The 25025-nt window shown below is 44.2% G+C and carries 18 protein-coding genes; 7 read left to right on the forward strand and 11 right to left on the reverse strand.

What is annotated here, in order from left to right:
• Positions 1–3: 3 nt before the first annotated feature.
• Genes VRK_RS14960 through VRK_RS14975 form a run of 4 tightly spaced genes read right to left on the reverse strand, consistent with a single transcriptional unit; the run spans position 4 to position 6173 of the window.
• Positions 4–2115, reverse strand: coding sequence for a type I secretion system permease/ATPase (locus VRK_RS14960; RefSeq protein WP_059122107.1), 2112 nt, complete (start codon positions 2113–2115; stop codon positions 4–6).
• Between the two features lie 26 nt (positions 2116–2141).
• Positions 2142–4055, reverse strand: a complete 1914-nt coding sequence (locus tag VRK_RS14965; RefSeq protein ID WP_059122108.1) for a bifunctional diguanylate cyclase/phosphodiesterase — start codon at positions 4053–4055, stop codon at positions 2142–2144.
• Between the two features lie 6 nt (positions 4056–4061).
• Positions 4062–4730, reverse strand: a complete 669-nt coding sequence (locus tag VRK_RS14970) for a transglutaminase-like cysteine peptidase (RefSeq protein WP_059122109.1) — start codon at positions 4728–4730, stop codon at positions 4062–4064.
• 51 nt (positions 4731–4781) lie between these two features.
• Entirely contained in the window at positions 4782–6173 is a 1392-nt protein-coding gene (locus tag VRK_RS14975; RefSeq protein ID WP_059122110.1) for an HlyD family type I secretion periplasmic adaptor subunit, read from the reverse strand.
• A 246-nt stretch (positions 6174–6419) separates the two neighbouring features.
• On the opposite strand from VRK_RS14975, the gene pdxH reads away from it, so the two are divergent.
• The gene (gene pdxH / locus VRK_RS14980) at positions 6420–7070 is read left to right on the forward strand and encodes a pyridoxamine 5'-phosphate oxidase (protein WP_059122111.1); all 651 of its coding nucleotides are present in this window, start codon (positions 6420–6422) and stop codon (positions 7068–7070) included.
• Positions 7071–7177: 107 nt separating this feature from the next.
• Here pdxH and VRK_RS14985 read toward each other — a convergent pair whose 3' ends face one another.
• Together VRK_RS14985 and VRK_RS14990 are read right to left on the reverse strand one after the other, a co-directional pair.
• On the reverse strand, positions 7178–9010 hold the full coding sequence (locus tag VRK_RS14985) for an SUMF1/EgtB/PvdO family nonheme iron enzyme (RefSeq protein WP_059122794.1): 1833 nt from the start codon (positions 9008–9010) through the stop codon (positions 7178–7180).
• Between the two features lie 157 nt (positions 9011–9167).
• Complete coding sequence (locus VRK_RS14990; protein WP_059122112.1) at positions 9168–10274, reverse strand: PEGA domain-containing protein; 1107 nt, start codon at positions 10272–10274, stop codon at positions 9168–9170.
• Positions 10275–10809: 535 nt separating this feature from the next.
• Between VRK_RS14990 and VRK_RS14995 the strand changes: the two genes are divergently transcribed.
• From VRK_RS14995 to putP, 4 genes are all read left to right on the forward strand, one after another.
• Positions 10810–11625, forward strand: a complete 816-nt coding sequence (locus VRK_RS14995) for an AraC family transcriptional regulator (protein ID WP_059122113.1) — start codon at positions 10810–10812, stop codon at positions 11623–11625.
• Between the two features lie 305 nt (positions 11626–11930).
• Entirely contained in the window at positions 11931–15086 is a 3156-nt protein-coding gene (gene putA / locus VRK_RS15000; protein ID WP_059122114.1) for a bifunctional proline dehydrogenase/L-glutamate gamma-semialdehyde dehydrogenase PutA, read from the forward strand.
• Complete coding sequence (locus tag VRK_RS15005) at positions 15076–15774, forward strand: hypothetical protein (RefSeq protein WP_059122115.1); 699 nt, start codon at positions 15076–15078, stop codon at positions 15772–15774. Before putA ends, VRK_RS15005 begins: the two co-directional genes overlap by 11 nt.
• A gap of 91 nt (positions 15775–15865) precedes the next feature.
• The gene (gene putP / locus VRK_RS15010; RefSeq protein ID WP_059122116.1) at positions 15866–17356 is read left to right on the forward strand and encodes a sodium/proline symporter PutP; all 1491 of its coding nucleotides are present in this window, start codon (positions 15866–15868) and stop codon (positions 17354–17356) included.
• Positions 17357–18059: 703 nt separating this feature from the next.
• On the opposite strand, the gene VRK_RS15015 is transcribed toward putP, so the two are convergent.
• From VRK_RS15015 to VRK_RS15030, 4 genes are all read right to left on the reverse strand, one after another.
• Complete coding sequence (locus VRK_RS15015) at positions 18060–18599, reverse strand: MltR family transcriptional regulator (RefSeq protein ID WP_059122117.1); 540 nt, start codon at positions 18597–18599, stop codon at positions 18060–18062.
• A gap of 67 nt (positions 18600–18666) precedes the next feature.
• A complete protein-coding gene (locus VRK_RS15020) occupies positions 18667–19812 on the reverse strand; it encodes a mannitol-1-phosphate 5-dehydrogenase (protein WP_059122118.1) in 1146 nt (381 codons plus the stop codon).
• Positions 19813–19875: 63 nt separating this feature from the next.
• Positions 19876–21765, reverse strand: coding sequence for a PTS mannitol transporter subunit IICBA (locus tag VRK_RS15025; protein WP_059122119.1), 1890 nt, complete (start codon positions 21763–21765; stop codon positions 19876–19878).
• Between the two features lie 667 nt (positions 21766–22432).
• A complete protein-coding gene (locus tag VRK_RS15030) occupies positions 22433–22789 on the reverse strand; it encodes a MaoP family protein (RefSeq protein WP_059122120.1) in 357 nt (118 codons plus the stop codon).
• A 176-nt stretch (positions 22790–22965) separates the two neighbouring features.
• Between VRK_RS15030 and VRK_RS15035 the strand changes: the two genes are divergently transcribed.
• A complete protein-coding gene (locus VRK_RS15035; protein WP_059122121.1) occupies positions 22966–23856 on the forward strand; it encodes a LysR family transcriptional regulator in 891 nt (296 codons plus the stop codon).
• Positions 23857–23866: 10 nt separating this feature from the next.
• Here VRK_RS15035 and VRK_RS15040 read toward each other — a convergent pair whose 3' ends face one another.
• A complete protein-coding gene (locus VRK_RS15040; RefSeq protein WP_059122122.1) occupies positions 23867–24310 on the reverse strand; it encodes a DoxX family protein in 444 nt (147 codons plus the stop codon).
• A gap of 277 nt (positions 24311–24587) precedes the next feature.
• Between VRK_RS15040 and VRK_RS15045 the strand changes: the two genes are divergently transcribed.
• Entirely contained in the window at positions 24588–24980 is a 393-nt protein-coding gene (locus VRK_RS15045) for a hypothetical protein (protein ID WP_059122123.1), read from the forward strand.
• Positions 24981–25025 lie beyond the last annotated feature (45 nt).

Below are 25025 nucleotides of genomic sequence, written 5' to 3' on the forward strand. Positions count from 1 at the left end.
ACGTTAAACGGCCCGGACGTTTCCCTGACGCAGATTGTTTAGCACTTCTTCTTTGGCACCATCAGCAATCACGTATCCTTTTTCCATCACGATAATACGATCAACAATATCCAGCATTGATGTTTTATGCGTAATGAGTATCAGTGTCTCGTTTGGTGTTAACTGCTTAAATTGATGCTTCACATGCATTTCTGAGCGGTTATCCATGGCACTGGTTGGTTCATCCATTAAGAGTACGGGAGGACGGCCTAACAACGCACGAGCAATCGTAACCGCCTGTTTTTGACCACCGGAAAGTAATTGTCCGCCTTCCCCGACCTGACGTTCCATTCCGGCTGCGTCCTGTTGAGTAAACATCGTCACACCGGCACGATTTGCAGCATCGAGAACATCCCGGTCATCAACCAATGGCCTTCCGAGCGTAATGTTTTCTCGAATTGTCCCGAAAAATAGCAAGCTATCTTGCGGAACGCAGCCAATATTCCGACGAATATCAATGTGATGTAACTGAGAAATATTGGTGTCGTCAATACGAATGTGACCTTCGGTGGGCTTATATAATCCCATGATTAAGCGTTCTAATGTGGTTTTTCCTGACCCCACTCTGCCGATAATCGCGACTTTTTCTCCGGGATTGATGGTGATACTGACATCTCGAATCGATGCTGAAGCTGAGCCCGGATAGTGAAAAGTCACGTTGTCTAGTTCGATTTTGCCTTTAAATATTGGTCGGTGAATATAGCGTTTGCCTTCCTCTTGTTCCTCTGGCATCGACATAATGCCTTCGATCAATGTGAAAGCTGATTTTGCCTGGGTATACCGGGTCGAGAGTAAAGAGAGCTGAATCATTGGTGCGATTGCTCTGCTACTGAGCATTGTGGCTGCAATCATGCCCCCCATAGTCAAATCACCTTCAGAAATTAAATAAACACCGACAATAATCATCCCAATGTTACTGACTTGTTGGACAAAGCCTGCGGCGTTTTGAACACCATTGGTTATTTTTCTGCTTTTAATATTCCAATTCGCCATGTGTGCAACAGCTTCTTCCCAGCGATATTGGAATTGACTTTGTGCACCGAATAATTTGACGGTTTCTAAACCGGAAAGGCTTTCAATCAAGTTAGCATATTTCTGAGAAGCAAGTCTGGAACCTTCTTCGATGGCGACTTTGAGTTTGGCCTGAATCAGATAAGAGTAACATGCCAATATCACGACACCGATAATCGGAACGATGACCAGTGGGCCTGACATTAACCAAATAAGAAATAAGAATAAGAACGCAAATGGTAAATCAATCAATGATGAAATTGTAGCAGACGTGAAAAACTCTCGGATAGACTCGAACTCTTGTAGGTGTCTGGCAAATGCTCCGACAGAAGGGGGGCGATTTTCCATGCGGATGCCCAGAACCTTACTGTAGAGTTTTGAAGAGATCAAAATGTCTGATTTTTTCCCCGCGACATCAATGAAATAGCTTCTGAGCATTTTTAAGGTGATATCAAACAGAAAAATACAGACGATACCGCTGGAAAGCACCCAGAGTGTTTCAAATGCAAGGTTCGGCACAACTTTGTCATACACTAACCGGGAAAACATCGGTGCGGCAATGGCAAAAGCATTGATCAGCAGTGAAGCAATCAGCACATCCCGGTAAATATTTTTTGATTGCCAAATGGTACTCCAGAACCAGTGTCCTTGATTTGTTTTTAAGACCTCCGGAGACCTTTCATCATAGCTAAACTGCTTTTTAACCATAAAATAGCGGCCGATATAACGTTCTTCCAGATCCTGAAGAGAATAAGAAATCGGCACCATACCGGATGCTTCGGTGATGACTTCAGCTTCTTGTTCCTCTTCACTAATATTGAGTAATACACATGACTCGCCACCTTTGAGTAAGAGCACGACGGGGAATATCAGTTGAGGAATCTCGGTCAATTTGGCGCGGTTTTCCTTGGCAACCAATCCCGCCCTTTCTGCTGCCCGGGGGAACAAAAATGGGGTTAGTCTCCCATCTGATAATGGTAATCCATTAATCAGTGCTTCCGGAGAATTGGCTAAGCCATAATACCGACTGATATAAATCAGCGAATTGAGTAATGTATCTTGCATTCAAGCTGACCTTTTCTATTCTTCCATCACTTATCAACAATAAAGCCTTGGAATACATCAATAAAGTGTTCAGCCAGAAAGTCTAGCTGCTCTTGTGTTTCTATCCTTGACGCCACGGTTGTAATGTCTAGGTTATGCGCGGCTCTTGAAATTGACGCCAGTGTATATGTCTGCTTCTCATCTTTCAGATTATGCGTGAATAAATAATCCAATTTCACGTAATGTGGTCTGAATTCGTTGAGGTAATCCAGTGTCTGGAAATGTCGTCCATAGTTATCGACACCAAAGTCCGCGCCGGCACCCCGGATAGCATGACAAAATAGTGCTGTATAGCTGGCAATTTCGATGAAACATTCTTCTGGAATTTCAAAATGGAATCGTTTCGCGACCGATGGATTTTGCATGAGCAACTGAGACACCCAGCGAATGAAGCTCGGATCCGAAATACTGCTATCGGAAATGTTAATCGCCAGAATATCGTTGCCGTCTTCGTCCTGAGCTAATTTGTCGAACATCTGCTGAATCACATACTCATCAAAAATATGGCTGACGTTAAGCTGTTCCAGCGCAAACAGATATTGCGTGGCACTATATCGCTGACCATTTTTTTCGATTGAAGAAAACACCTCTTTATGTAATTCCTGACCATCCTTGTCACATGCCGCCTGAAATCGGAAATGAACCAAATCATTTTTCATTGCTTCATCAACTAGTGCTTTCCATTGTTGTTTACCCATGACTAATCGATTTTCGTCACTGTTAATATAACTATATGGTTTCGTCCGATTTGCTTTTGCAGATGCTAAAGCATTATCCAGCAGTGACAGAATGTTGGAGGTCGAGGTTTTCGATTTATTCAGTACCAGTCCCAGATAGGCTTCCGGAGATACGAACCCCGTCGGATCCGGTGTCATGTCAGAGACGCAGTTCATAATATCTTCTGCAATTGACTGAATTTCATCGTCTTCAGCATGAGGGAAAAGAAAGGCGAATTCACTACTCGATAAGCGCGCAATAATCGTTCCAGGAGCGTTAACCGACAGTTTGAGACGTTCTGCCAGTGTTTTCACCTGAGCGTCTCCGCTCTCATAACCTTGAACATCATAGCTCTCTTCGATAAAAGCAGCCTGAAGCATCGCAACGGCACCGTATCCACCTTCACTTAACCAGTTTTCTAACTGATTCATATAGTAAGAACGATTGCCCAGTTTTGAGACCGTATCGAGATAAGCCCGATCTCGAAGTTGTTGCGCTTCTCTTGCCTGAGCCATAAAGGATTTTTCAACCTGAGAGGACATCCGGTTGATCCCATCAACGACATGGACGAGATCTTTCGTCATCGGAGGGGGTAACGGTTTACCAAACTGGCTTCGCGCGACTTGTTCCATTTTTATCACGATTGCGTGAAGTGGCCGTAGAGAGTGCTTAATAATCAGCGCAATTGCGATTAGTCCGAATAGGAAAACACAGCCGAAAACAATGCTCAGGCGAATAAGGGCATCCCATAACTGTCGGTATGCTTCACCCGGATGGCTGACAATTTCTACTTCGGCTAGCTGCATCCAGCCACTGGTTACCACGCGACTTTCATTGATTGGTTTGAACAGATCAAGGTGAGTGAACCATGCAGGTACACCGTTTGGTGTAATTGGATACGTTCGTACAATGGCTGGTCGATCATCAAAAAAGGTTAATTTAACCAGCGAATAAGTGCTCCCATCAAATAGCGCATTGATAACCGACTCGGCTGCAACCGTGTCTTTATCTTCCAAATACGGAGCCAGTGCCAGCCCTACAGTATTGATGGTGTTGCTGACTTCTGAAAGTTGCTGTTGTTCAAGGTTGCTGCGTGTTGTATTAAATTCAATAATAAATACAGAACTAATCAGCAAAATAAACAGCGCAATCATTCCCATAACGATTTGCTTGTAAAGAGTCATATTTCCCTACCCATCGTAACTAACTATCGGTTTATTCAAAATGAGTTCCCGTTCCCGATGCCTTAAGTCGTTCCACAGACTCAGGCGAGATGAGTCGCCCGCCAGTTGACCATTTTTCGATTTCATCAGCCATAGATTCCGACCATTGAAGCTATAGATCGGCAATAAATCGGTTCTGCTCCTTGCCGGCTTAATTTGAGGTATCAGATTATCGAGGATAAGAGGCTCTGCATCTGGTGTATTATAATAGGCCAGAACCATGTGAAACTGATTTAGTTTGATGGCTTTGACATAGACTAATCTCAGTTTGCGGTCCGGTATGCCAATTTCTCTGAGAGAGAAATATTTGGCAATTGTAAAATCTTCGCAATCACCGGCATTGGCGCCCAGAAATTCCAGTGGGGTTGCCCAGTAATCTTGTTTACCCCATAAGTTGATATCGCTGACGAAGTGGAGTTGATTGAAAAAGGCATTCACTTTCTCCAGTTTTTCTTGTGTTGAAAGCGGTTTATATGTGGCTAAAGCATTCCGCCAAGCTTCTACTCGTTTACCCGCCCGCTCACCGTAAACATGCGTTACGGTGTTCACCCACTTCTGTTCAGTGGTATCAAGGGCCTGTAATGACGATACCATCAGTAGTAATAGCATAAAGATGACTGTCAGCCAGCGTTTCATAATGCCTCTATTTTTCTGATCGGATTTTTCATTGGCAGATGTCGGGCTCCATTATTCTTTCAGTGCATTTTCCTGTGCACCGAGTATCGGCTGTAAGAGATACTCCATCACGGTTCTTTTTCCGGTGATGATATCTACTGATGCGGTCATTCCCGGGATAATGGGGAGGTCTCCATCATGATGTAATGTGGTGGAAAACGTCCTGACTCGAACAATGTAGAAGCTGTTACCCTCTTCGTCCTGAGAGGTATCGGCACTGATATGTTCAAGTATGCCTTCCAATCCACCATATTTACTAAAGTTATAGGCACTAAATTTGACGATAGCATGTAAATTTGGACGGAGGAAAGCGATGTCTTGGGGAGCAATTTTTGCTTCGACGAGTAATGTATCTTCCGATGGAACAATTTCAACAATATCCATCCCCGGTTGTATGACGCCACCCACTGTATTGACATTGAGCGTTTTGACCGTGCCGGCTACCGGAGAGACGACCACTGTCCGGTTGACTCTGTCTTCCAGACCGACGGCTGATTCAGTGAGTGCGGATAACTTATCCTGAGCCTGATTTAACTTGTCCTGTTGTTCGGAACGGAAGGTTTGTGCAGTATCAATGCGGCTATACATCGCTTCTTTGAGAGCTGCTTTTGCCAGTGGAATTTTTAATTGACCAGATGTCATATCACGGCGGATGTCATTTACTTGCCGCTGTAATTTTAGGATCTCAATTTCTGGCACGACCCCTTCTTTTGCCAGCGGTTCAGTCATCTGAAGTTCTTTTTGAACGTACTCATAGCTTTGCTTCAAATTCGTGACTCTGGCTTGTAATTCAATCAGATCCTGATTTTTTTGTTTGATTTGCTGATCGACCACCGAAAGTTGGTTTCTCAAGTTATCCAGAGACTGAATGTATTGTGCTTTTTGTCTTTCCACTAATTCAGTTTTTTTTTCAGCCAGCGCTTGAGGAAATTTTAAACGATTGTAGGTCACGACAACACTTTTCTGCCAGTTGGTTTCGTCGAATTTCTCATTAATTTGCACACTGTCAATGGATGCGGACAATTGGACAACGTTTGCTGTCAAGTTGGCAACTTCCTGCTCCCGTTCCCGATAATCGGACAAGAAACGGGTATCATCAAGGAGTATTAGTTGTTGGTCTTTTTCGACGTGCTGACCTTCTTTGACCAGAATTTTTTTGACCAGTCCACCTTCTAAGTTTTGGACAACTTGGATTTGGGAAGAGGGGATGACTTTCCCACTGCCGACGGTCACTTTATCGATTTCGGCAAAAGATGCCCAGATGGTTGCGATGACAAAAAAAACAGCCATAACCCATAACATAATCCGAGCACTATTTGGGGTATTCAGCAGAAGTGCCGCAGTTTTATCATCGACATATTCCAGTTCTTCTGATGAAAGTTTGTTGTAGCTGTCTTTACGCATCAAGACATCCTATCGGTTCGGATTACTCTATTGATTTTATTACTAGTCTGATGAAATGTTAAGAATTGGCACCAGATAGATGCTGAAAATCGTTGAATTCCTCTATTTTCGATAGAAACTGTATCATACCTTCACAAGATTGCTTGGTTTTTCTGAAATTTATCGCCGTTTTGATGGGGGATAAATGTGATACTTGTCTTATCGATATGAAAGGCGCACAATCACGAAAAAAACGCAGGAGCGCTCATGAAACTCTCAGATATTCGTCGGGAATATATTCAAGGTGGCTTGAGAAGAAAAGATTTGATGCCAAATCCTTTTCTTCAATTCGAGCATTGGCTACAACAGGCGATTGATGCCAATATTTCTGATCCGACAGCGATGACAGTTGCGACAGTTGCTCCTGATGGCCAACCTTTTCAGCGGATTGTGTTGCTGAAAGATTCTGGCGAACATGGGTTTATTTTCTACACTAATCTGGGCAGTCGTAAAGCTCAGCATATTGAACACAATAATCGCGTGAGTCTCCATTTTCCGTGGCATATGTTAGAGCGTCAGGTACATATCACCGGACGGGCTCAGAAACTTTCAGCGATGGAAAATTTCAAATATTTTTCCTCTCGTCCGAAAGACAGTCAGTTGGCTGCGATCGCAAGCCATCAGAGTCAGCGTATATCTGCCCGAGGGATACTGGAAGGGAAGTTTCTGGAGTTAAAGCAAAAGTTTGCAAAAGGAGAGATTCCTGTGCCCAGTTTTTGGGGAGGGTATCGAGTGATTCCTGAAAGTTTCGAATTTTGGCAGGGCGGGGAGCACCGTTTGCATGATCGATTCCTCTATGTTCAAAATGAAGCTCATCAAGGCGACGGACTGTGGGAGATTAATCGATTGGCGCCTTAACTTGCGCTTGATGAAACGTCTCGTTATCGTTCTCATCAACAATCGGTAATAACGGGATACAGAAAAGGGAAGCCATGGCTTCCCTTTTTGATTGGATGATTGGTGGATTACTCTTTAATTTCTCTTACGACCCGAAAGCCGATGTAGTTGGCGGCTGTTGATGGCTCAGAGAAAAGTTGGCTATAGGCCACAGCATTGAGCGGAGAGAAGCTCCAAGCGCCGCCTTTGAGGATACCTTGAGGTGCGCTGGTCCATTCCCAGACGTTCCCGACAACGTCATACAGCCCTAAGGGGTTGGCTGGGAATGACTTAACCGGAGATGTGCTTTTGTTTGCCCAGAAAGAGCCACTCCACCCAGTATTGGCTAAGCCAGTAGCAAAATCATCGCCCCACCAGTAATCGGTTTGAGTACCAGCCCGAGCTGCAATTTCCCATTCATCTTCTGTTGGGAGGCGGTATTTAAACCCAGTTTGCTTTGAAAGCCAGCTTGTAAATGCTTTGGCATCATTTTGGCTGACGCAAACAACAGGAGATTGTGAGGATTGTTTAAATCCGGGATTACGCCAGTAGTGACCTGACTGTGGCGTCATTTGATTATTAATCATCGCCACACACGTTTTTGTCAATTCTGCATCTGAACGGTAATTTGTCTGTGTGACAAATGCTTTGAACAACCCCACGGTGATGGGCGTCGATGAAATCGCGAAAGCATGATCAAGGTACACTTGAGTCGATGCATGTTCCCCGATAAAGAATTTCCCTTGAGTTATCGTAACCAACTCAGGCCCTGAGAGGCTTTGTGATAATGCGTCCGCAAATGCATAACCAGTTTTCAACTGATTATGTTCTTCTTTCAAAATTGCCCGAAGTTGGTTGTCTGATTTCAGAACAACCTCTGTTTGATAAGGGATATAACCTGTTTTTTCGATCCGAACCTGATGAATGCCTTCCGGTAGCGTCAATGTCAGTGGCGTATGGCCATAGCTAACATCATCAATGATTACTTGATCGTCATATATATTGGAACGAAGTGTCAGATTAAACCAAGCTATTTCCTGCTGGATCGTCTGTTGATCGTCAATAATACAGTATTGGGCATCGATATCTAAAAGTTGGCAAGGTGCTGCATTGTCCGGTCTCGCTCCCAACTGGGCTTCAACAATCGTTTGATAACGGCTGGCATCAGAGAAACCGGATTGAACTGTCTGATGCTGAAGGACATGAATATTCAGAGAAGCCTTCGAGGCATGTTTAACTGCAATTGAAGACTCGCTAACATTGTTTAGTAAAGAAGTCTGGAACTGTTTGACTGCTTTTTGCAGAGCCAATTTTATAGTTTGCTGTTCACATGCAACAATGGTCATTGATGGATGGCAACGGTTGGTGAAGCTGACTTTTTCCGTGCCCTCTTTTAATAACTCTTCTCTTAAACGTTTCGCTCTGGCCTTCAACTTATTTCTCTGGAGATCGGCAATGTTCTTCTTGAGTAGAGAAACCGTTGTTTCCTGATCTTTAAGTAATCCTTCCTGCTCTTCCAGTTGGTTATCCAAATCAAACAAACTCTTCTGATTTTGCTTGTATTTTGACCATGCATTCTGGTAGGTGGACTGATAAGGGGTGATATCCACTTTGGGGTCCGAAATCATCTTTTGATAGGCGTTTTCCAAATCTTTTTTGGTTTGGTTCAGCTTGGCTGAAAGTTCCTTATCTTGTTGACGAAGTCTGTTTAGCTCGGTTTGTTGGTTTGCGACAGTCTGTTGTTTTTCTTGCAAAACTTTCTGGGCTTTTTCCAGCTCAGTATTTTTACTGAAAAGTGCATCGTCAATTTGGTTGACTAAAGGTGCGGCTTTTTCTGGCAATGCAGCATCTTCGGCAAAAGCGCCGAATGATACGAAACCAAGCAGGAGGGTTGATAATAGAGCAGTTATTCCTTGTCGCATGCTTTTGTACTTCAATGTTGGATCGTCAAGTCGTCTGATCGATTGTAAACGAAAACGCCATTCGGCCATAAGTCATATATCAATAACTTACAGTCAAAATGGCGTCGTAACCATATCTTTGTGAATCGTACCCAAAAAATAATTCACAAATTGGCATTTAGCTTTGCTTATTCGGACGAAGTTTGACCCATACCGTGTCATTATTATTGACTGTAATGACCTGATTATATGTCTCATACCCGTCTTTTGACACTGTAAACTGATGGCGACCATGTGGTAGCACAATCTCAACCGGAGTACTGCCATAACTTACACCGTCAATGGTCACAGAATCCTGATATTGGTCAGAGCGGACGGTTATGTTTGCCCACTGCTTTTCCTTTTTCGGTGTATAGTTTTTCTGCCCTTGCAGACAGTATCGTGTTGATACACCCAACAATTTACATCCGGCAGTTGCTTCCGGCCGAGCCTGAAGTTGTGCTTGAATTTTGGTGTAGTAATCGTTGTTACCCTGAAAACCGCTCGACAAAATCTGACTATCCTGAATTGATACATTCAGATCGACATTTTTCAGATTTTGCTTGGCGATGACAGACTCTGTCAGATTATCGAGTAATTTATCCTGAAAGGCTGAGACTGCTTTCTGTTTGGTTAGATAGACACCTTGATTCGCACATTCACCCAACGTCATCGTGGTTGAACACGTTGTTTTATAGTTGGCTTCAATGGTGTTGCTATTCATCAACTCAGCATTAATGCGTTTGACCCGAGCTTCGACCCGAGACTCTTTCAAATTATCGAACTCGCTTTTCAGGCGGGCCTGCTTCTGTTTGAGCTGAGAGACACGCATTTCACTTTCAGTAATCGTCTGTTCGTTATCCAGACGAGCTGCCTGGTTTTGCTTTAACTCATTCCAGACTTCCTGATATTTTTTCTGAAAAGTCGCTAAATCGATATCCGGATCTTCGAGAAGTTGGCTATATTGTTTGTCCAGATCTGATTTGGCGCGATTTCTTTTCGTTTCCAGCTTATCGCCTTCACGTTTCAAACGCTCTTGATCATTTTTCAACTGCTGGAGTTTTGCGATCTCCGAGTCGTACTTGGATGAAATGGATTTTATTTCATCTTGCTTTGTATCTATTTTTGCATCAATCGTCGCAACAGGATCAGCCTGTGCGACATTTGCTTCATCAGCATATACAAATGCTGGTCCCAAAAGAGGGCTGAGCGCCAATACGAGCGCTGGGATGTGACGTACTATCATAGGTCCCTGCAACAATTTTTAACGTTTAGCCACAGTAACTCTGTGGAGAAGACAATGACTCAACAACTAAAGAAATAATGAAGTAGCTGTCTCATAATTCTTACTCTATTGGAAGCATAAATAACACAAAATGTAACTTAGGTCTCTGATTTTGTATATTTTAAATATGCTACTTCCATTTTGAGCCGAATGAGAAAATATGCAAGTATTTCACCTCAATCTCTGCTCTCGTTTCGCGTTTGAACAAACACTCACCGTAATTTATGTGCACTTGATCATTGTTCCGGATTTTGCTCAAACATTTAGCGTCATACTCTTTCGAGATTTATCGACATGCCTAATATACATGAACGGCAATTATTTTCACGGAATTAGTTACAGATTTGAATCCATTACTTCTGATAATCATCTTTATGCTTATCTGCTTCGTTGTGTTTGAAAAAATAGCTGTTCTGAGGTAAAAATCTACTATTCATATTGTTGACACTATATTGCGCATCGCAATTGTTGCACCGGATTTTGAGGAGGATGTGGGATGTCTGTGCAAAAAAAAACTTCCCTACCTGTGCCCAATCAAACTCCGACGCCGAAACCAGCGGAAGTGATGACGTTGCCTTCGGGGATGGATTGTCATGCTCACTTCTATACACAAATCGTCGTGTGTCTCAATGGGATGACCGAGTTTGAAATCAGCGGATATGGTAACCGAGTTGGCCCGGGGCAGGGGTGTATTGTCCATGCGGGAGCCAACCACGCTTTTGGCGGGATTGTTGAAAGTGCCGATATCATGGTTCTCAATTTGCCATGCCCTTCAACAGAAGCACCACTGATGATGCAGCAACTCAATGATCTGTCGAATTCGGGATGTTATTTTTGTCTTGATGAACCGTTTAAAAATCTGATTCGAATTCTGGGGCAGGAGATGTCCACTGCTCCGGAGGATTGTCTATTGAGCCAAGCTTGTCATGATACGCTGGTCTCGATCTTACCTCGCCATATCACCGGCTATGTTCCGCACGTCAAAGAGTCTCGCTTTGATATGGACATCATTGATCATTATATTGAACGAAATATAGGACGACCGATTTCGGTTGCCCAACTTGCCGGCCGTGTTTTTCTTGGAGAAAGTCAGTTTCACTCACATTTTAAAGCAACAACTGGTGTTACGCCGTATCAGTATGTGCTGAATAAGCGGGTTCAAATGGCCAAGCGATTAATTGAACAGGGTGGCTATACTCTGGGACAAATTGCTGATATCTCAGGTTTCTCCGGTCAAAGTTCTTTTTCTCATGCATTTATTCGGCTCGTTGGTCTTTCCCCGTCTGCTTACAAGAAACGTTATCAAAAATAAGATATTGCTTCCAAATCAAACCTATCATTGTTTCTTCTTTCTCATTTGTTTTTCATGCAATTGATTGTATTAACTGAGCCGCTTCTGTCTGTTTTTCTCCAGCCTAATGTGTTTATTTCTTTCGTTATTCGCTAAAAAAATATGTCTATACGTTGGCTTAATTGATGTGATTGTGTTTTTAATTTGTTAAATATCGGAGCTTTTCACAAAAAAAACGGAGTTTTTGACAAGTAATCCTCAGATGCCCAGAATACACTGCTAGCTATTGTAAAAGGCCCATTCGGGATGATGTTGAGGGAAAACGCATGTTTACTGCAAATGATGTGTTGAAGTCGGAGTTTGTTGAGCAGCCACTGGACAAACTTTGGGCACTTATCTCGCCACTATATATGGCTGATGAGTCACAATGGCTACAGGAGTTGTTACCACTGGCAACACCGACTGATCAAGAGAAACAAGAAATCACGGAAAAGACGACTCAGTTGATCAAGTCGATCAGAGCCGATAAGAAGTCGGTGCAGATGATTGATGCATTGCTTCTGGAATATAGTCTGGATACGCAGGAAGGTATTTTGCTGATGTGCCTTGCAGAGGCGCTGATGCGCATCCCTGATGCTGAAACAGCGGATGCCTTTATTAAAGACCGATTAAGTGTTGCTGACTGGCGTTCTCATTTGAAGAACTCTGACTCCGTTTTCGTCAATGCTTCAACGTGGGGATTGATGATTACCGGCAAAGTGCTGGAGTTGTCAGACATTCAGAGTACCAGCCCGATGCAGGCATTAAATCGGTTGGTCAATCGATTCTCTGAGCCGGTTATTCGTCAAGTCATGCATCAAGCCATGAAAGTGATGGGACGCCAGTTCGTTTTGGGTCAGTCGATCGATGAAGCGCAGAAAAATGGCCAGTCAATGCGAGACAAAGGATATACATATTCCTTCGATATGCTTGGTGAGGCTGCGCTGACTAGTGCGGACGCGAATAAATATTGTCAGGATTATCTTGCTGCGATTGAGTCGGTTGGTAAAGCTTCAGAAACGGGAACGCTTCAGTCGTCACATTCGGTTTCGATCAAATTGTCGGCACTGCATCCTCGTTATGAAGTGGCCAATCAGGAACGGGTCATGACCGAGCTGTTGGATACGCTGGTCGTGCTTGTTCAACGCGCGCGCGAGTTTGATATCGGTATTTCGATCGATGCGGAAGAAGCGGATCGGTTGGAACTGTCCCTGAAACTGTTTGAGAAATTATATCGCCATGATGTCACTCGCGGCTGGGGCAAACTTGGTATTGTGGTTCAGGCTTATTCAAAACGAGCGTTACCGGCACTCACTTGGCTGACTGGTCTGGCAAAAGATCAAGGGGATTTAATTCCGGTTCGGTTGGTTAAAGGTGCCTATTGGGACAGTGAAATCAAGTGGTCACAACAAAAAGGTTACGCAGGTTATCCTGTCTTTACCCGCAAAGAAGCATCAGATGTTTCTTATCTGGCTTGTGCTCGCTTTTTATTATCGGAACATGTCCAAGGCGCTTTGTTCCCTCAGTTTGCCAGTCATAACGCTCAGACGGTGACAGCCGTTGCTGTGATGGCGACGCACCGTGATTATGAGTTCCAGCGTCTGCATGGTATGGGGGATGCGCTGTTCCATCAGGTGATGGCAATTTATAAACCTGCAATCAGAATTTATGCGCCTGTCGGGAATCATAAAGACTTACTACCTTATCTGGTTCGACGCTTATTGGAAAATGGTGCCAACAGCTCTTTTGTACACCGTCTGGTGGATGCCCGCTGCCCGATTGATTTACTCAACCGCCATCCTGTAGATGCATTACAGGTGTTTGAGACACTGAATAATGCTGCCATTCCGTTGCCGTTGGATATCTACCCTGACCGTCGTAATTCTTACGGTGTCAACATTGATATTGAAAGTGAAGCCGTGCCTTTTGAGCATCAAGTTGCTGAACGCCTAAACCAACAGTGGCGTGCTGCCCCGATCATTCAGGGAGAAGATCAATACGAAAGCATGATCAAGGACAATGCTGCGCCAATACCGGTCACGGCCCCTTATGATCATCGTATCGATGTCGGAAGCGTGATCATGGCAAATGCGCAGCAGATTGAGCGAGCCATTGAGATTGCGCAGGGGGCATCCCCCCAATGGCGAGACACTGAACTTGTGACCCGTGCTGCCTATTTGACACATTTTGCTGACCTGATGGAATCACATCTGCCGGAGCTTGTAGCATTGTGTCACCAAGAGGCTGGTAAAACGATCCATGACAGTATTGATGAAGTCAGGGAGGCGGTCGATTTCTGTCGTTATTATGCCAACCAAGTGCTGAAACTCACGCCGACATCGCATATCGATTTCAACGGTGCTGAGCGACATACGCAGTATTTGGGACGCGGTGTTTTCGTGTGTATCAGTCCATGGAATTTTCCATTAGCAATCTTTGTCGGACAAGTGGCTGCTGCTTTGGCTGCGGGGAATACTGTAATCGCCAAACCGGCGGAACAGACGTCCCTCATCGCATTTCGTGCGATTCAATTGCTATTGGAAACCGGTATTCCTGCCGATGTGATCCATTTGTTGCCGTGTAATGGTAAAGAAAGTGGTCACTTACTGACCTCTCACCCCTTGATTGCCGGTGTTGTTTTTACTGGCTCAACGGGAACAGCGCAGCGTATCAACCAAACATTAGCGGAAAGACCATGTGACCCGGTTCCTCTGATTGCCGAGACGGGTGGGCAAAATGCCATGATTGTTGATAGTACGGCATTGCCTGAACAGGTTGTGAGAGATGTGTTGCGTTCGGCATTCGCTTCGGCCGGACAACGTTGTTCCGCGTTACGTGTGTTATTCATCCAAGAGGATGTTGCTGAGCGGGTTATCACATTGATTCGCGGCGCAATGCAGGAGCTTTCCGTCGGTGATCCCAAACTTCATCGTACCGATGTGGGGCCGGTGATCGATAAAGCAGCCCAGAGTCGGTTATTGGCACATATTGAGAATATGAAACAGACTCAAAAACTAGTTGCTGAACTGGCATTGAATGATGAATGTTCGCATGGCGTGTTTGTCCCACCGACGGCCTTTGAAATTAGTGGAATTGATTGCCTGAAAGAAGAACATTTTGGTCCGATTCTGCATATTGTCCGTTATCGGGCAAAAGATTTACCAACCATTGTTGAGCAAATCAACCAGACAGGTTTTGGTCTGACTTTAGGGATTCACAGCCGGAATGAAACAACGTATCGGTGGATTGAAGCCCATGCACGGGTCGGAAACTGTTATATCAACCGTGATCAGGTTGGTGCCGTTGTGGGCGTTCAGCCGTTTGGGGGGCAAGGATTGTCAGGGACAGGGCCGAAAGCTGGCGGGCCTCACTATCTCTATCGGTTCACCCGCCCTTTTTATAGTGGAACAGCGATAAAACAAGGAGCGGAGCATGGTGAGTAAAACAACACATTTTTCCGATGCTGCTTTGGCATGGCAGCAATGGAATTTAACGGATTTTAGTTCTAAAAGTGAGCATTTACTTCGTCTTGCTCAATCTTTGGAACTCGATGCTGCTGACTTAGCTCAGGTCATCTCTTATCACCTCAATAGTGCGAGAACTCGGATTGCTGAGACACAGCTTTTAGTCGGTCCGACAGGGGAAACCAACGAACTCTACAGTTCTGGCCGGGGTGTTGTGGTGATCCTTCACAAACGAAGCGGCACGAATGCTTCACTGGCTGTGGTTGCTCAGTTAGCAGCAGCTTTAATTGCTGGAAACAGCATCTTACTTTGTTCAGATGATACGACGCTGAATGCACGTTTGGCATCAGCATTGGAGAACAGTAGCTTTCCTGTCCATCTGGTACAAATCGTTGCGGTTGATGCATTTCATCAGATCATGGCGTGTGATGTGCGTCAGGTCGGGATGATTTGTGAGCCGCAAAATGCAAGGCTGGTGAATCAAGAACTGTCCAAGCGCCCGGGAGTGATTATTAGCCCGGTTATTGAAACGGATTTGGATCTGCTCCCGATGGCGCATGATGCAGCACTAGTGTTACGTTTCATCACGGAACGGACACGCACTATAAATATAACAGCGATAGGGGGAAATGCTTCTTTATTGGAAATGGGAAGCTCGAACCACTAAAACCTGCTTTTCCGGCGTCTGTCGGTCCTTGGGCTGATAGACGTTCGGAGATGAACAGGGAAGGCGATCAATATATAAAGAGGAATGAATTATGGAAAATAGCTTTGCTATTACAACGACCTTTATCGTGTACCTCATTATGATGTTAGCGATAGGGATCTACGCGTACTTACGAACGAAAAACTCAACCGATTACTTTCTCGGCGGGCGCTCTTTAGGTCCTTGGCCTGCGGCTTTGTCGGCAGGTGCATCCGATATGAGTGGTTGGTTGTTACTGGGGCTGCCCGGCTACGCTTATGCTGCCGGATTAGAATCCTTATGGTTAGCCGGAGGATTGCTACTCGGAAACTGGCTCAACTGGTTTATCGCAGCAAAACGCCTCCGCACTTACAGTATTACCACCGACGCCATTACAATTCCTGAGTTCCTGTCTCGCCGTTTTAATGATCAGTCGAAGTTGATTCAAACAATTTCTGCATTTTTCGTTTTGTTGTTTTTCCTTTTTTACACCAGCTCGGGTTTAGTTGCTGGCGGGAAACTGTTTGAAACAGTCTTTGGTCTTGATTATTCCACGGCAGTGATTATCGGTACGATTTGTGTGGTGTCATACACGCTGTTTGGTGGATTCCTTGCCGTGGCATGGACCGATTTAGTTCAGGGCCTGCTGATGGCGGCTGCGTTACTCATTGTCCCAATTACAGTGATGCAAGGTGGTTTTGCTGAATTAAGCGACAACCTCGCTCAGATTAACCCAGAGTTACTGACCATTTGGCATGGCATTGATGGCAAACCATTAACCGCAGTTGCCATTATTTCTCTGGCAGCCTGGGGCCTCGGATATTTTGGTCAGCCACATATTTTGGCGCGTTTTCAGGCGACTCGTTCAAATAAAGATCTGCGCACTGCGCGTCGGATTGCAATCGGTTGGTCTGCATTAGCGATGTTTGGTGCGGTGATGGTTGGGCTTGTTGGTTTGGTTTATACCACGAACCACCCAACGCTGACATTAGAAGATGGCGAGAAGATCTTCATGCTGTTGGTCAATGCTGCTTTCCATCCGGTCATTGCAGGGATTCTATTAGCGGCAATCCTTGCGGCAATCATGAGTACAGCAGATTCTCAGCTATTAGTCTGTTCATCGGCATTAGCAGAAGATTTCTATAAACAGGTCATTAAGAAAGATGCAACATCTGAACAGATTGTTCGGGTTGGTCGCTTTTCTGTTATGGCGGTTTCTATACTAGCTTTAGTATTGGCTATGACACCCGATAGTTCCGTTCTGGGATTGGTTTCTTATGCATGGGCCGGATTTGGGGCTGCATTCGGACCTGCACTCGTGATCAGTCTATTCTGGTCTCGTATGAACCGTAATGGTGCCTTAGCGGGGATCGTTGTGGGCGGCGTGACAATTGTGGTTTGGAAGCAATTAACCGGTGGCATTTTTGATGTCTATGAAATTGTGCCGGGGATGATCTTCTCTACCGTTGCAATTGTGGTTGTCTCACTACTGAGCCGTGAGCCGGAGACAGCTGTTCAAGCACAACATCATACCTTCTTGAAACAGCTGAAAGAGCTGGATTAAAGACGAAAATAATATCAGGACCCCTCATTTTGAGGGGTTTTTTTTCGATGTAGTATGATGAACTTAGCGATTGATAATGGTCATAGATATAAACGATTAGGGGGTTTTGGGAATAATCAATAAAATTTTAGCGACATATGTCACAAAATTGATGTTGATCTTTGAGAAAGTGTTTCTATATGGATAAATACTCTTATTATTAGCTATAAGTAGTTTACTTGATGAGGCTTGTCATGTCTGAAGCATATTGTCCCGTGTGTCGTAAAGTCACTCCACATAAATCAATTATGCGACGTTGTCAGACTGAACGTTGTACGCGATGGCAGGAGATTCAGCTATTCATTTCCTCACTGATGCGTGGTAATCATTATTATAAAATGGAAAGACAACATTTTTGCCGGATATGTAACCACCAGAATGTCAGACCTGTTCTTGCCTTACCGAATAATCCCCACAATGAGCCTCGAATTTCTTAGTCTAGTGTGAATCGCTCAGGCTGAAGCTTCCCCCCTGACTCTTTACAGTGTAAATTAGAGCCATAACTTATATGGTCTACTGTTTGTTTTAGCAAACTCTTGCTTTGATAAGCTTTATGCTTTGACGACTCTAGCAAGACTCCTCATGTTATGATTTGAAGAGCCTCTCGTTTTAGATGATGGGACATTGAATTATGTCGTAGCACGACATATTCCCGCTTGGCGTGCTACGTAGTAAAAGGGCTTTCAACATTGAGCATATTACATATCTCAACAATCGCGAGCGATAGACTTGATTTAATCACTTGTTGTTGGCGGTTCAATTGTAATTGATAAAGTTTTGTATCTGTGTCCTCATCATTGATGAGTGCCGGTGTTAATTGAAAGACTCCCATTTTTTTTAAAGCGCTAATTTTGTGAATCGCATCCAATATCTTTGGATCCATAAAATGATATTCAGTCCCATCTTTGTTTAACAGATTTCTGAGACGAATGATCGTATCGATATCGTGATAAACTTCATCCGTTATCACTCCTAATCCAAACAGCAGCTTGATACGGACACTTAAATCGCCCAGCGGGCCCGAAGATTCCAACAGTGGATTAATCACAGCTTTAACAGCGAGATAATCACTCCGGAAAATACGTTGTACTAGTGAATCGACAGATGTTTCAAAGATGTTGACAGCAGCGATGAAAAAACCCCTGACCGATGAGGCTACATTCAACTGCTCAATAATGTCTGCTTCGTTAATTTTTTCTACCATAAAGAAAGCATCATAGTTAAAAAGGAGGAGGGGGTAGGAGCTGGCCCCCAACCTCACTTATTATTTTTTAGAGGGTATTATAGATAGCTTCGACTTGCTTAGCTTCCGTCCCGTGTTCATTCAGATTGGCATAGTGAGCTAATGTTGCCAGAACACCATGCTGACTCAGATATGCCTGTAATTCGACGGCCTGAGGATCTGAATCGTTCGTGTATTTTAATGCAGCCGCAATGCCTTTCAACAGCGCTGTATTTGCAATACTGTACGCCATTGTACCACGTAATGGTTTGATTAAACGGTCATTTTCTCCGAGCTTACGGATTGGTTGACGGCCAACCCGTTCAACGTCATCGATTAAATACGGATTGGCAAATCGGGACAGAATCTTCTCGATATAAGCCGCATGAGCTTTACGATCAAATTGGTAACGATGAATTAAAACTTCTCCGCTTTCTGTCATCGCTTGTTTGACATCAGCATAGATCGCTTCATCTTCAATCGCTTCTTTGACCGTCTGAAAACCTTTGAGACAGCCCAGATAGGCTGTAATACAGTGCCCAGTATTGAGCGTAAACAACTTTCGCTCAATGTAAGCCATCAGATTATCCGTCTTTTCCATGCCCGGAATTTCAGGAACGTCACCCACAAATTGCAACTCATCAACGATCCATTCACTGAAACTTTCGACGGTCACATCCAGAATATTATCGGATACTTCTGCCGGAGGGACAATGCGATCAACGGCTGAATCGACAAAGCCAATCAGCGTGTCAGCCTTGACATGATAGTCTGCTGCCAGATGCAAATAGACTTGTGCTTTCAGATGTGAGGAGCCCCGAATCATATTCTCACAAGCAATAATATTCAGAGGTGTTGTGTTGCCGCTATCAAGCCGTTTCTGGATGCCTGTCGCGATAGTTTTCGCGATGATATCCAGCACGTTCGGTCCAACGGCGGTCGTAATTAAGTCAACCTGAGTGATGTGTTCATCAATCTCATCACTTGCTGAGTTTACGGCCGTGACATTTTTGACCGTTTGCCACTGGCACTCAGAGCCAACTATTTTGACTTGATACTGCCCGTCTTGACGCAGTTTATCTACGATTGCCTGATTGACGTCTGCAAAAATAACGTGGATTCCTGCATCTGCCAGAAGTTTGCCAATAAATCCCCGTCCGATGTTACCGGCACCAAAATGAATTGCCTTTTTCATAGACTTTTACCTACAAATTGTAAACAAAGAAAAGTAGAGGTGGATTCCCTCTACTTATGAGCCTTATGTGGTGGGATTTCCCAACACTTCCAGAATGGCGTTCACATCATTGGTTGACGTGAGCGTGGTGATCGCATCCGGGTCATCGAGCGCATTGGTGATCGTAGAAATGACCGCCATATGTTCGTCGTTCTGTGCTGCGATACCGATAACCAGTTTGGCAATGCCATCTGGCTCATCGGTAAACTGAACACCGTCCGGGTATTGGCAGATGACAATGCCCGTTTTCAGAACGTGATTTTTCGCTTCGATGGTCCCGTGCGGTACCGCGATGGATTCACCCAGATACGTAGACACCATCTTTTCTCTTTCAAACATGGCATCGATATAGCTGGGGTCTGCATATCCGAGTGCGACGAGTTGTTCTCCCGCATAACGGATGGCTTCTTCTTTGTTACTTGCTTTGAGGTTTAAGTGAATGTTACGGGTTTCGATTTGGAATGCCGGTTGGGTTTCAGCGTCAGCGTTTTGGGCCGCGACTGATTGACCGGCATCAGACTTTTTTATCTCATTGACGAGATTGTTATACATTTCATTATCCAGAAAATTGGTTAAAGAAATGTGGTGTGCCGATGGCGCATGTTTCCGGGCCCGATCTGTTAAATCTTTATGAGTAATGACGATATCAACATCTTGAGGAAGATGATTAATTGCCAAGTTGGTGACTTGAATGTCCAGTCCCGCTGCTTGTATTTTTTTACGCAGCATACTGGCACCCATCGCACTGGACCCCATGCCTGCATCACACGCGACAATGATCTTTTTGACATCACCTGTGAATTGTTGAGCTGTTGATGAGCCTTTGGATTCGGCTTTCATTTCTTGCATTTGAGTTGTCGCTTTCTCCAAAGAATCTTCACCATCGGTTTCTTGATCTCTTTGTGTTTTCATCAACAGTGACGCAACCGTAAATGAGACGGCAGCAGCGGCAGTGATTGAACAAAGCACACCGATAATCGAGCTCTTCGGCGTCATGAGTAATACGGCAAAAATAGAGCCGGGTGATGCTGGAGATACCAAACCGGCACCAAATACAGTTAATACAAATACACCAGTCATCCCGCCGGCAATAGCTGCGAGAATCAAACGAGGATTCATCAGAATATATGGGAAGTAAATCTCGTGGATCCCGCCCAAAAAGTGAATGATGGTTGCGCCACCGGCGGTTTGTTTGGCTGTCCCTTTACCAAAAACGATATAGGCCAGCAGAATACCCAGCCCGGGCCCCGGATTCGCTTCAATCAGGAAGAAAATGGATTTACCGGTTTCACTGGCTTGCTGAATTCCCAGTGGCGAGAAAATACCGTGGTTGATGGCATTGTTCAGAAATAGAATTTTAGCGGGTTCGACAAAAAGTGAAGTTAAAGGGAGTAGGTGAGCTTTCACCAAGACGTCTACACCCGTTGCCAGTGCAGTAGAGAGGACCTTGACGAATGGGCCAATCAGGAAAAAAGCGATGATCGCGAAGATCATACCAATCATACCGGCCGAGAAGTTATTGACCAGCATTTCGAAGCCACTTCTGACTTTTCCATCGACTTTTTTGTCAAACGTTTTAATTGCCCATCCACCGATTGGACCTGCAATCATTGCGCCCATAAACATTGGGATATCAGCACCGACGATAACGCCCATTGTGGTGATAGCACCGACGACTGCGCCTCGTTCACCACCGACCAGTTTACCCCCGGTATAACCAATCAGCAGTGGTAATAGGTAGGTAATCATCGGCCCGACAAGTGCAGCCAATGTTTCATTAGGTGTCCATCCTGTCGGAATGAACAGTGCTGTAATAAATCCCCATGCGATAAATGCCCCAATGTTCGGCATAACCATGTTGGACAAGAACCGGCCAAAATTTTGTATCTTGACCTTTGCATCTGGTGATATCATATGGATTCCCCGTTCGATGTACTCATTGGATGTTGTTGTGTTAACGGCTCGCCAAAGCCGTTGAATTGAATCGTTCAAAATCAATCTAGCACACAATTTTTCAATTAAACTGAGAACGGGTTTTTTGTGATATGTATCAAAAATATGTAGGGTTACAAGTATCTTTTTAGTGATTTAAATCTATTTTTAGTACTGTAAATTTATTACAAATAACTGAATAACAAAAAGTCAACCTATTTTTTATGTTTAACTTCTCTTTTTTGAAAATCTATTTTTTATATTTATAGTGATTTGTGTCACTATTTTGATAGTTTTTATCTGAGGATAAAATATAAATGTGACATAGATCTCGATGTGTTATTTATTTCAATATGTGAAATAAATTAGCTAAAAATTGGGAATGTGTTTTGTAAGAAATGTACATTTCTGTCACGGTTTGTAACCGTCTGTATCGAGAGGGCAATGGTCATGCATCGATTGCTTATGGAAAATTAAAGATTAAGTGACTTGCGTTGTGCTCTCTGCGGAAAGCGCATGGAGACTTCATGACAGAGAGTGAAGGAAAAGTGAAGAAGAGCGCCTCACAGAAGTCGGGGGCTCGGAAAGGCTGAATCATAAAGAGCAGAGGCCGCGCTCTACTCCTATGAATCAGATGTTGTGTCGGTACTCAGCTTTCTGTTTCTATATCTGAATCATCAACGAATTCGTCGAGCGCATCCGGCTTGTTACGGCCATTCAGCGTGTGGAAGCGTTTTCTGCCTCGGGCAAGGCGAACGTATTTTAACCAGACTCGCTCCAGTTTTGTTGTGGCTTTTTCTGGCTGTTCGAGCACGAGAAGAAAGTGTCTTTCATCGGCATTTACAGGTTCAAGGACACCTGATTCCAACTGGGACATGGTTTCACCAAACTGAATGAGCAGCTCTTCTTCAGCCAGCGTGAAATCACCTGATTTAGCAAATCCCCGCGGGAATTTCTTATTGTCGTAAAAATGCTTCTTTCCGTAACGGAATTCAGTCTCAGACATATCAACCTCGCATCAATGCAGCGTTACACTTTTGTATTGAATTACGGCGAAAGTTAGGCGTAATCTAAGGAAAAGAAAAACAAAAATTTTTTATCGTTATCATTGCATTTCATTATGTATATGCATATATCCTAAATCACTTTAAGATGCAGTTTCAGTAAGAATAAAGGGTTGCTATGGACGTCAAAGTCTTTCGTACTTTTCTGGAATTGGCCCGGGTGCGCCATTTTGGCCGGGCAGCAGAAAATTTATATTTAACGCAGGCAGCAGTTAGTGCACGTATCAAGCAACTTGAAAGTTATTTTGATACTCAGTTGTTTACCCGGGATCGCAATAATATTAAGTTGACCTCAGCCGGAGAGCGCCTGATTAGTTATGCAGAGGTCATGGTCGCGACTTTACAACAGGCGAAGTTTGAACTGTCACTGGAAAGTGGTAAAGCGCTCCAGTTAACGATTGGCGGAACGCCAAATATTTGGGATGCTTATTTACAACACTGTCTGAGTAAAGTAACGGATACGTTTACTGGCTACGGATTTATCGCGGAAGTCATGGGGCGGGAACAACTGAGCCGTGGATTACTTGAGCGTACTCTGGACATGGCATTTGTATTTGATCCGATTAAGGCCGAAGATTTGCATTGTCGGAAAGTGACAGATCTGACACTTCTCTTTGTTTCAACTCAGCCGCAGTCGATCGATGATGCTTTCAAGCATCACTATGTCTATGTGGACTGGGGGGCTCGATTTGCCGCTGAACATGCGGAACGGCATCCACGTGTGACGACACCATTTTTACGGACGTCAACGGGCAGAATTGCGCTCGATTTTATTCTTGAAAAGAAAGGAAGTGCTTACTTACCTGCATCGCTTGTTGAACCTTTCCTGCGGACAGGTCAGCTACACTGTATTGACGGAGGTTCTGAATGGAAAAGACCCGTTTACCTCAGTTATCGCAAAAATAGTTCATCGGTCGATGCGATCGGGCAAGTGGAGATGTTGGTGAAAGATATCGACCCGCTGACAGCTTTTTCATTGCAGCAAGCGGGCGATATAGGCAGGGATTAGAATAAATAGGTTATGACTTGATGGTGCGCAGGATGACTTGATCCAGACTCAGTTTTCCGGATCCGGAGAAAATGAGTGAGGTACATACCGCTAGGAGTGCAAGCGCATACTCATAACCGTTATTGGACAGAAACAGACCGTTGTTAATGTGTACGGAAAAAATCGCGACCACCATCGTAAAAGCGGTAACACATGCAGCCGGTCTGGTGAGTAGTCCTAGCAACAGGAACATGCCACCGAAGAACTCGCCGCTCCCGGCAAGGAATGCCATGAGCATACCGGGCTCAATGCCGATGGAAGCCATCCATTGGCCTGTCCCTCCGAGGCCATACCCACCAAACCAGCCAAAGAGTTTTTGAGCACCATGGGCCATGAGAATGATGCCGATCGGAACACGAAGAATCAGTGGCGCATATTGAGCATTTGAATTCAGTAATTTACGTAAAAAATGCATATCATCATTTCCTATATCAAAAAAGTTGAATTTGTTCTGAAGGTTGTTAGCACTATTAAAAGATGAATTTCATTGATGATAAATGTGTTATTTTGAATAGACTTGTTTAAAAAAATCGAATAACAGAACGAGACAGCTGTCATGATATGTAAATCGAGTCAATCAACGGTTATACCGTCAGTAATCTACGCCCATCGAAATCATGGATGATTTGTGAAGTGGTTGGTACGTTTTTTGTTCGGAAATAGCGTACTCTGATGGGGGAGGAGGAATAGATATGTATCAATTCAAATATGCAGTGAAGTCGTATCTGGTGGTTCTATTGTCTTCTCTGTCACTGTATGGATGTTTTCAGGAAGAGCTAGAGCATTGGATAAATAAAGAAACTTATGCGTTTCAGGGGATTTATGAAAATCAGCACAACACGGATTTGATCGCTTTTCACGAAGCAAAAGCTTCAATTCAAAGTGAAGGGAAATCGATGGTGGTTCCTTTTCAGGTTGATGGCAATTTTATTTACATTCAGGTCAGGCAAAGCTCTAAAGAGAAAAGAGAAGACATTGTCATGCGCATTCATGGTGATGGTGAAGTGCTGACATGTAGTGCCTGTGCGAAATATCATTTAAGTAATATCTGGCTTCGGACTATGCCTGAAAAACCGACGGAATAACGTTCATCGTTGCGTATTGCATGTCGTTGACATAGTCCGTTTATC

Origin of the sequence: Vibrio sp. MEBiC08052, assembly GCF_001506075.1 — a bacterium.
In the GTDB taxonomy this organism is placed as follows: Bacteria; Pseudomonadota; Gammaproteobacteria; order Enterobacterales; family Vibrionaceae; genus Vibrio.

What these genes read in the sequence shown, in the direction of transcription:
- VRK_RS14960 (WP_059122107.1), bottom strand. Translation starts at nt 2,115, where the DNA reads ATGCAAGATACATTACTCAATTCGCTGATTTATATCAGTCGGTATTAT.
- VRK_RS14965 (WP_059122108.1), bottom strand. Translation starts at nt 4,055, where the DNA reads ATGACTCTTTACAAGCAAATCGTTATGGGAATGATTGCGCTGTTTATT.
- VRK_RS14970 (WP_059122109.1), bottom strand. Translation starts at nt 4,730, where the DNA reads ATGAAACGCTGGCTGACAGTCATCTTTATGCTATTACTACTGATGGTA.
- VRK_RS14975 (WP_059122110.1), bottom strand. Translation starts at nt 6,173, where the DNA reads ATGCGTAAAGACAGCTACAACAAACTTTCATCAGAAGAACTGGAATAT.
- pdxH (WP_059122111.1), top strand. Translation starts at nt 6,420, where the DNA reads ATGAAACTCTCAGATATTCGTCGGGAATATATTCAAGGTGGCTTGAGA.
- VRK_RS14985 (WP_059122794.1), bottom strand. Translation starts at nt 9,010, where the DNA reads ATGCGACAAGGAATAACTGCTCTATTATCAACCCTCCTGCTTGGTTTC.
- VRK_RS14990 (WP_059122112.1), bottom strand. Translation starts at nt 10,274, where the DNA reads ATGATAGTACGTCACATCCCAGCGCTCGTATTGGCGCTCAGCCCTCTT.
- VRK_RS14995 (WP_059122113.1), top strand. Translation starts at nt 10,810, where the DNA reads ATGTCTGTGCAAAAAAAAACTTCCCTACCTGTGCCCAATCAAACTCCG.
- putA (WP_059122114.1), top strand. Translation starts at nt 11,931, where the DNA reads ATGTTTACTGCAAATGATGTGTTGAAGTCGGAGTTTGTTGAGCAGCCA.
- VRK_RS15005 (WP_059122115.1), top strand. Translation starts at nt 15,076, where the DNA reads ATGGTGAGTAAAACAACACATTTTTCCGATGCTGCTTTGGCATGGCAG.
- putP (WP_059122116.1), top strand. Translation starts at nt 15,866, where the DNA reads ATGGAAAATAGCTTTGCTATTACAACGACCTTTATCGTGTACCTCATT.
- VRK_RS15015 (WP_059122117.1), bottom strand. Translation starts at nt 18,599, where the DNA reads ATGGTAGAAAAAATTAACGAAGCAGACATTATTGAGCAGTTGAATGTA.
- VRK_RS15020 (WP_059122118.1), bottom strand. Translation starts at nt 19,812, where the DNA reads ATGAAAAAGGCAATTCATTTTGGTGCCGGTAACATCGGACGGGGATTT.
- VRK_RS15025 (WP_059122119.1), bottom strand. Translation starts at nt 21,765, where the DNA reads ATGATATCACCAGATGCAAAGGTCAAGATACAAAATTTTGGCCGGTTC.
- VRK_RS15030 (WP_059122120.1), bottom strand. Translation starts at nt 22,789, where the DNA reads ATGTCTGAGACTGAATTCCGTTACGGAAAGAAGCATTTTTACGACAAT.
- VRK_RS15035 (WP_059122121.1), top strand. Translation starts at nt 22,966, where the DNA reads ATGGACGTCAAAGTCTTTCGTACTTTTCTGGAATTGGCCCGGGTGCGC.
- VRK_RS15040 (WP_059122122.1), bottom strand. Translation starts at nt 24,310, where the DNA reads ATGCATTTTTTACGTAAATTACTGAATTCAAATGCTCAATATGCGCCA.
- VRK_RS15045 (WP_059122123.1), top strand. Translation starts at nt 24,588, where the DNA reads ATGTATCAATTCAAATATGCAGTGAAGTCGTATCTGGTGGTTCTATTG.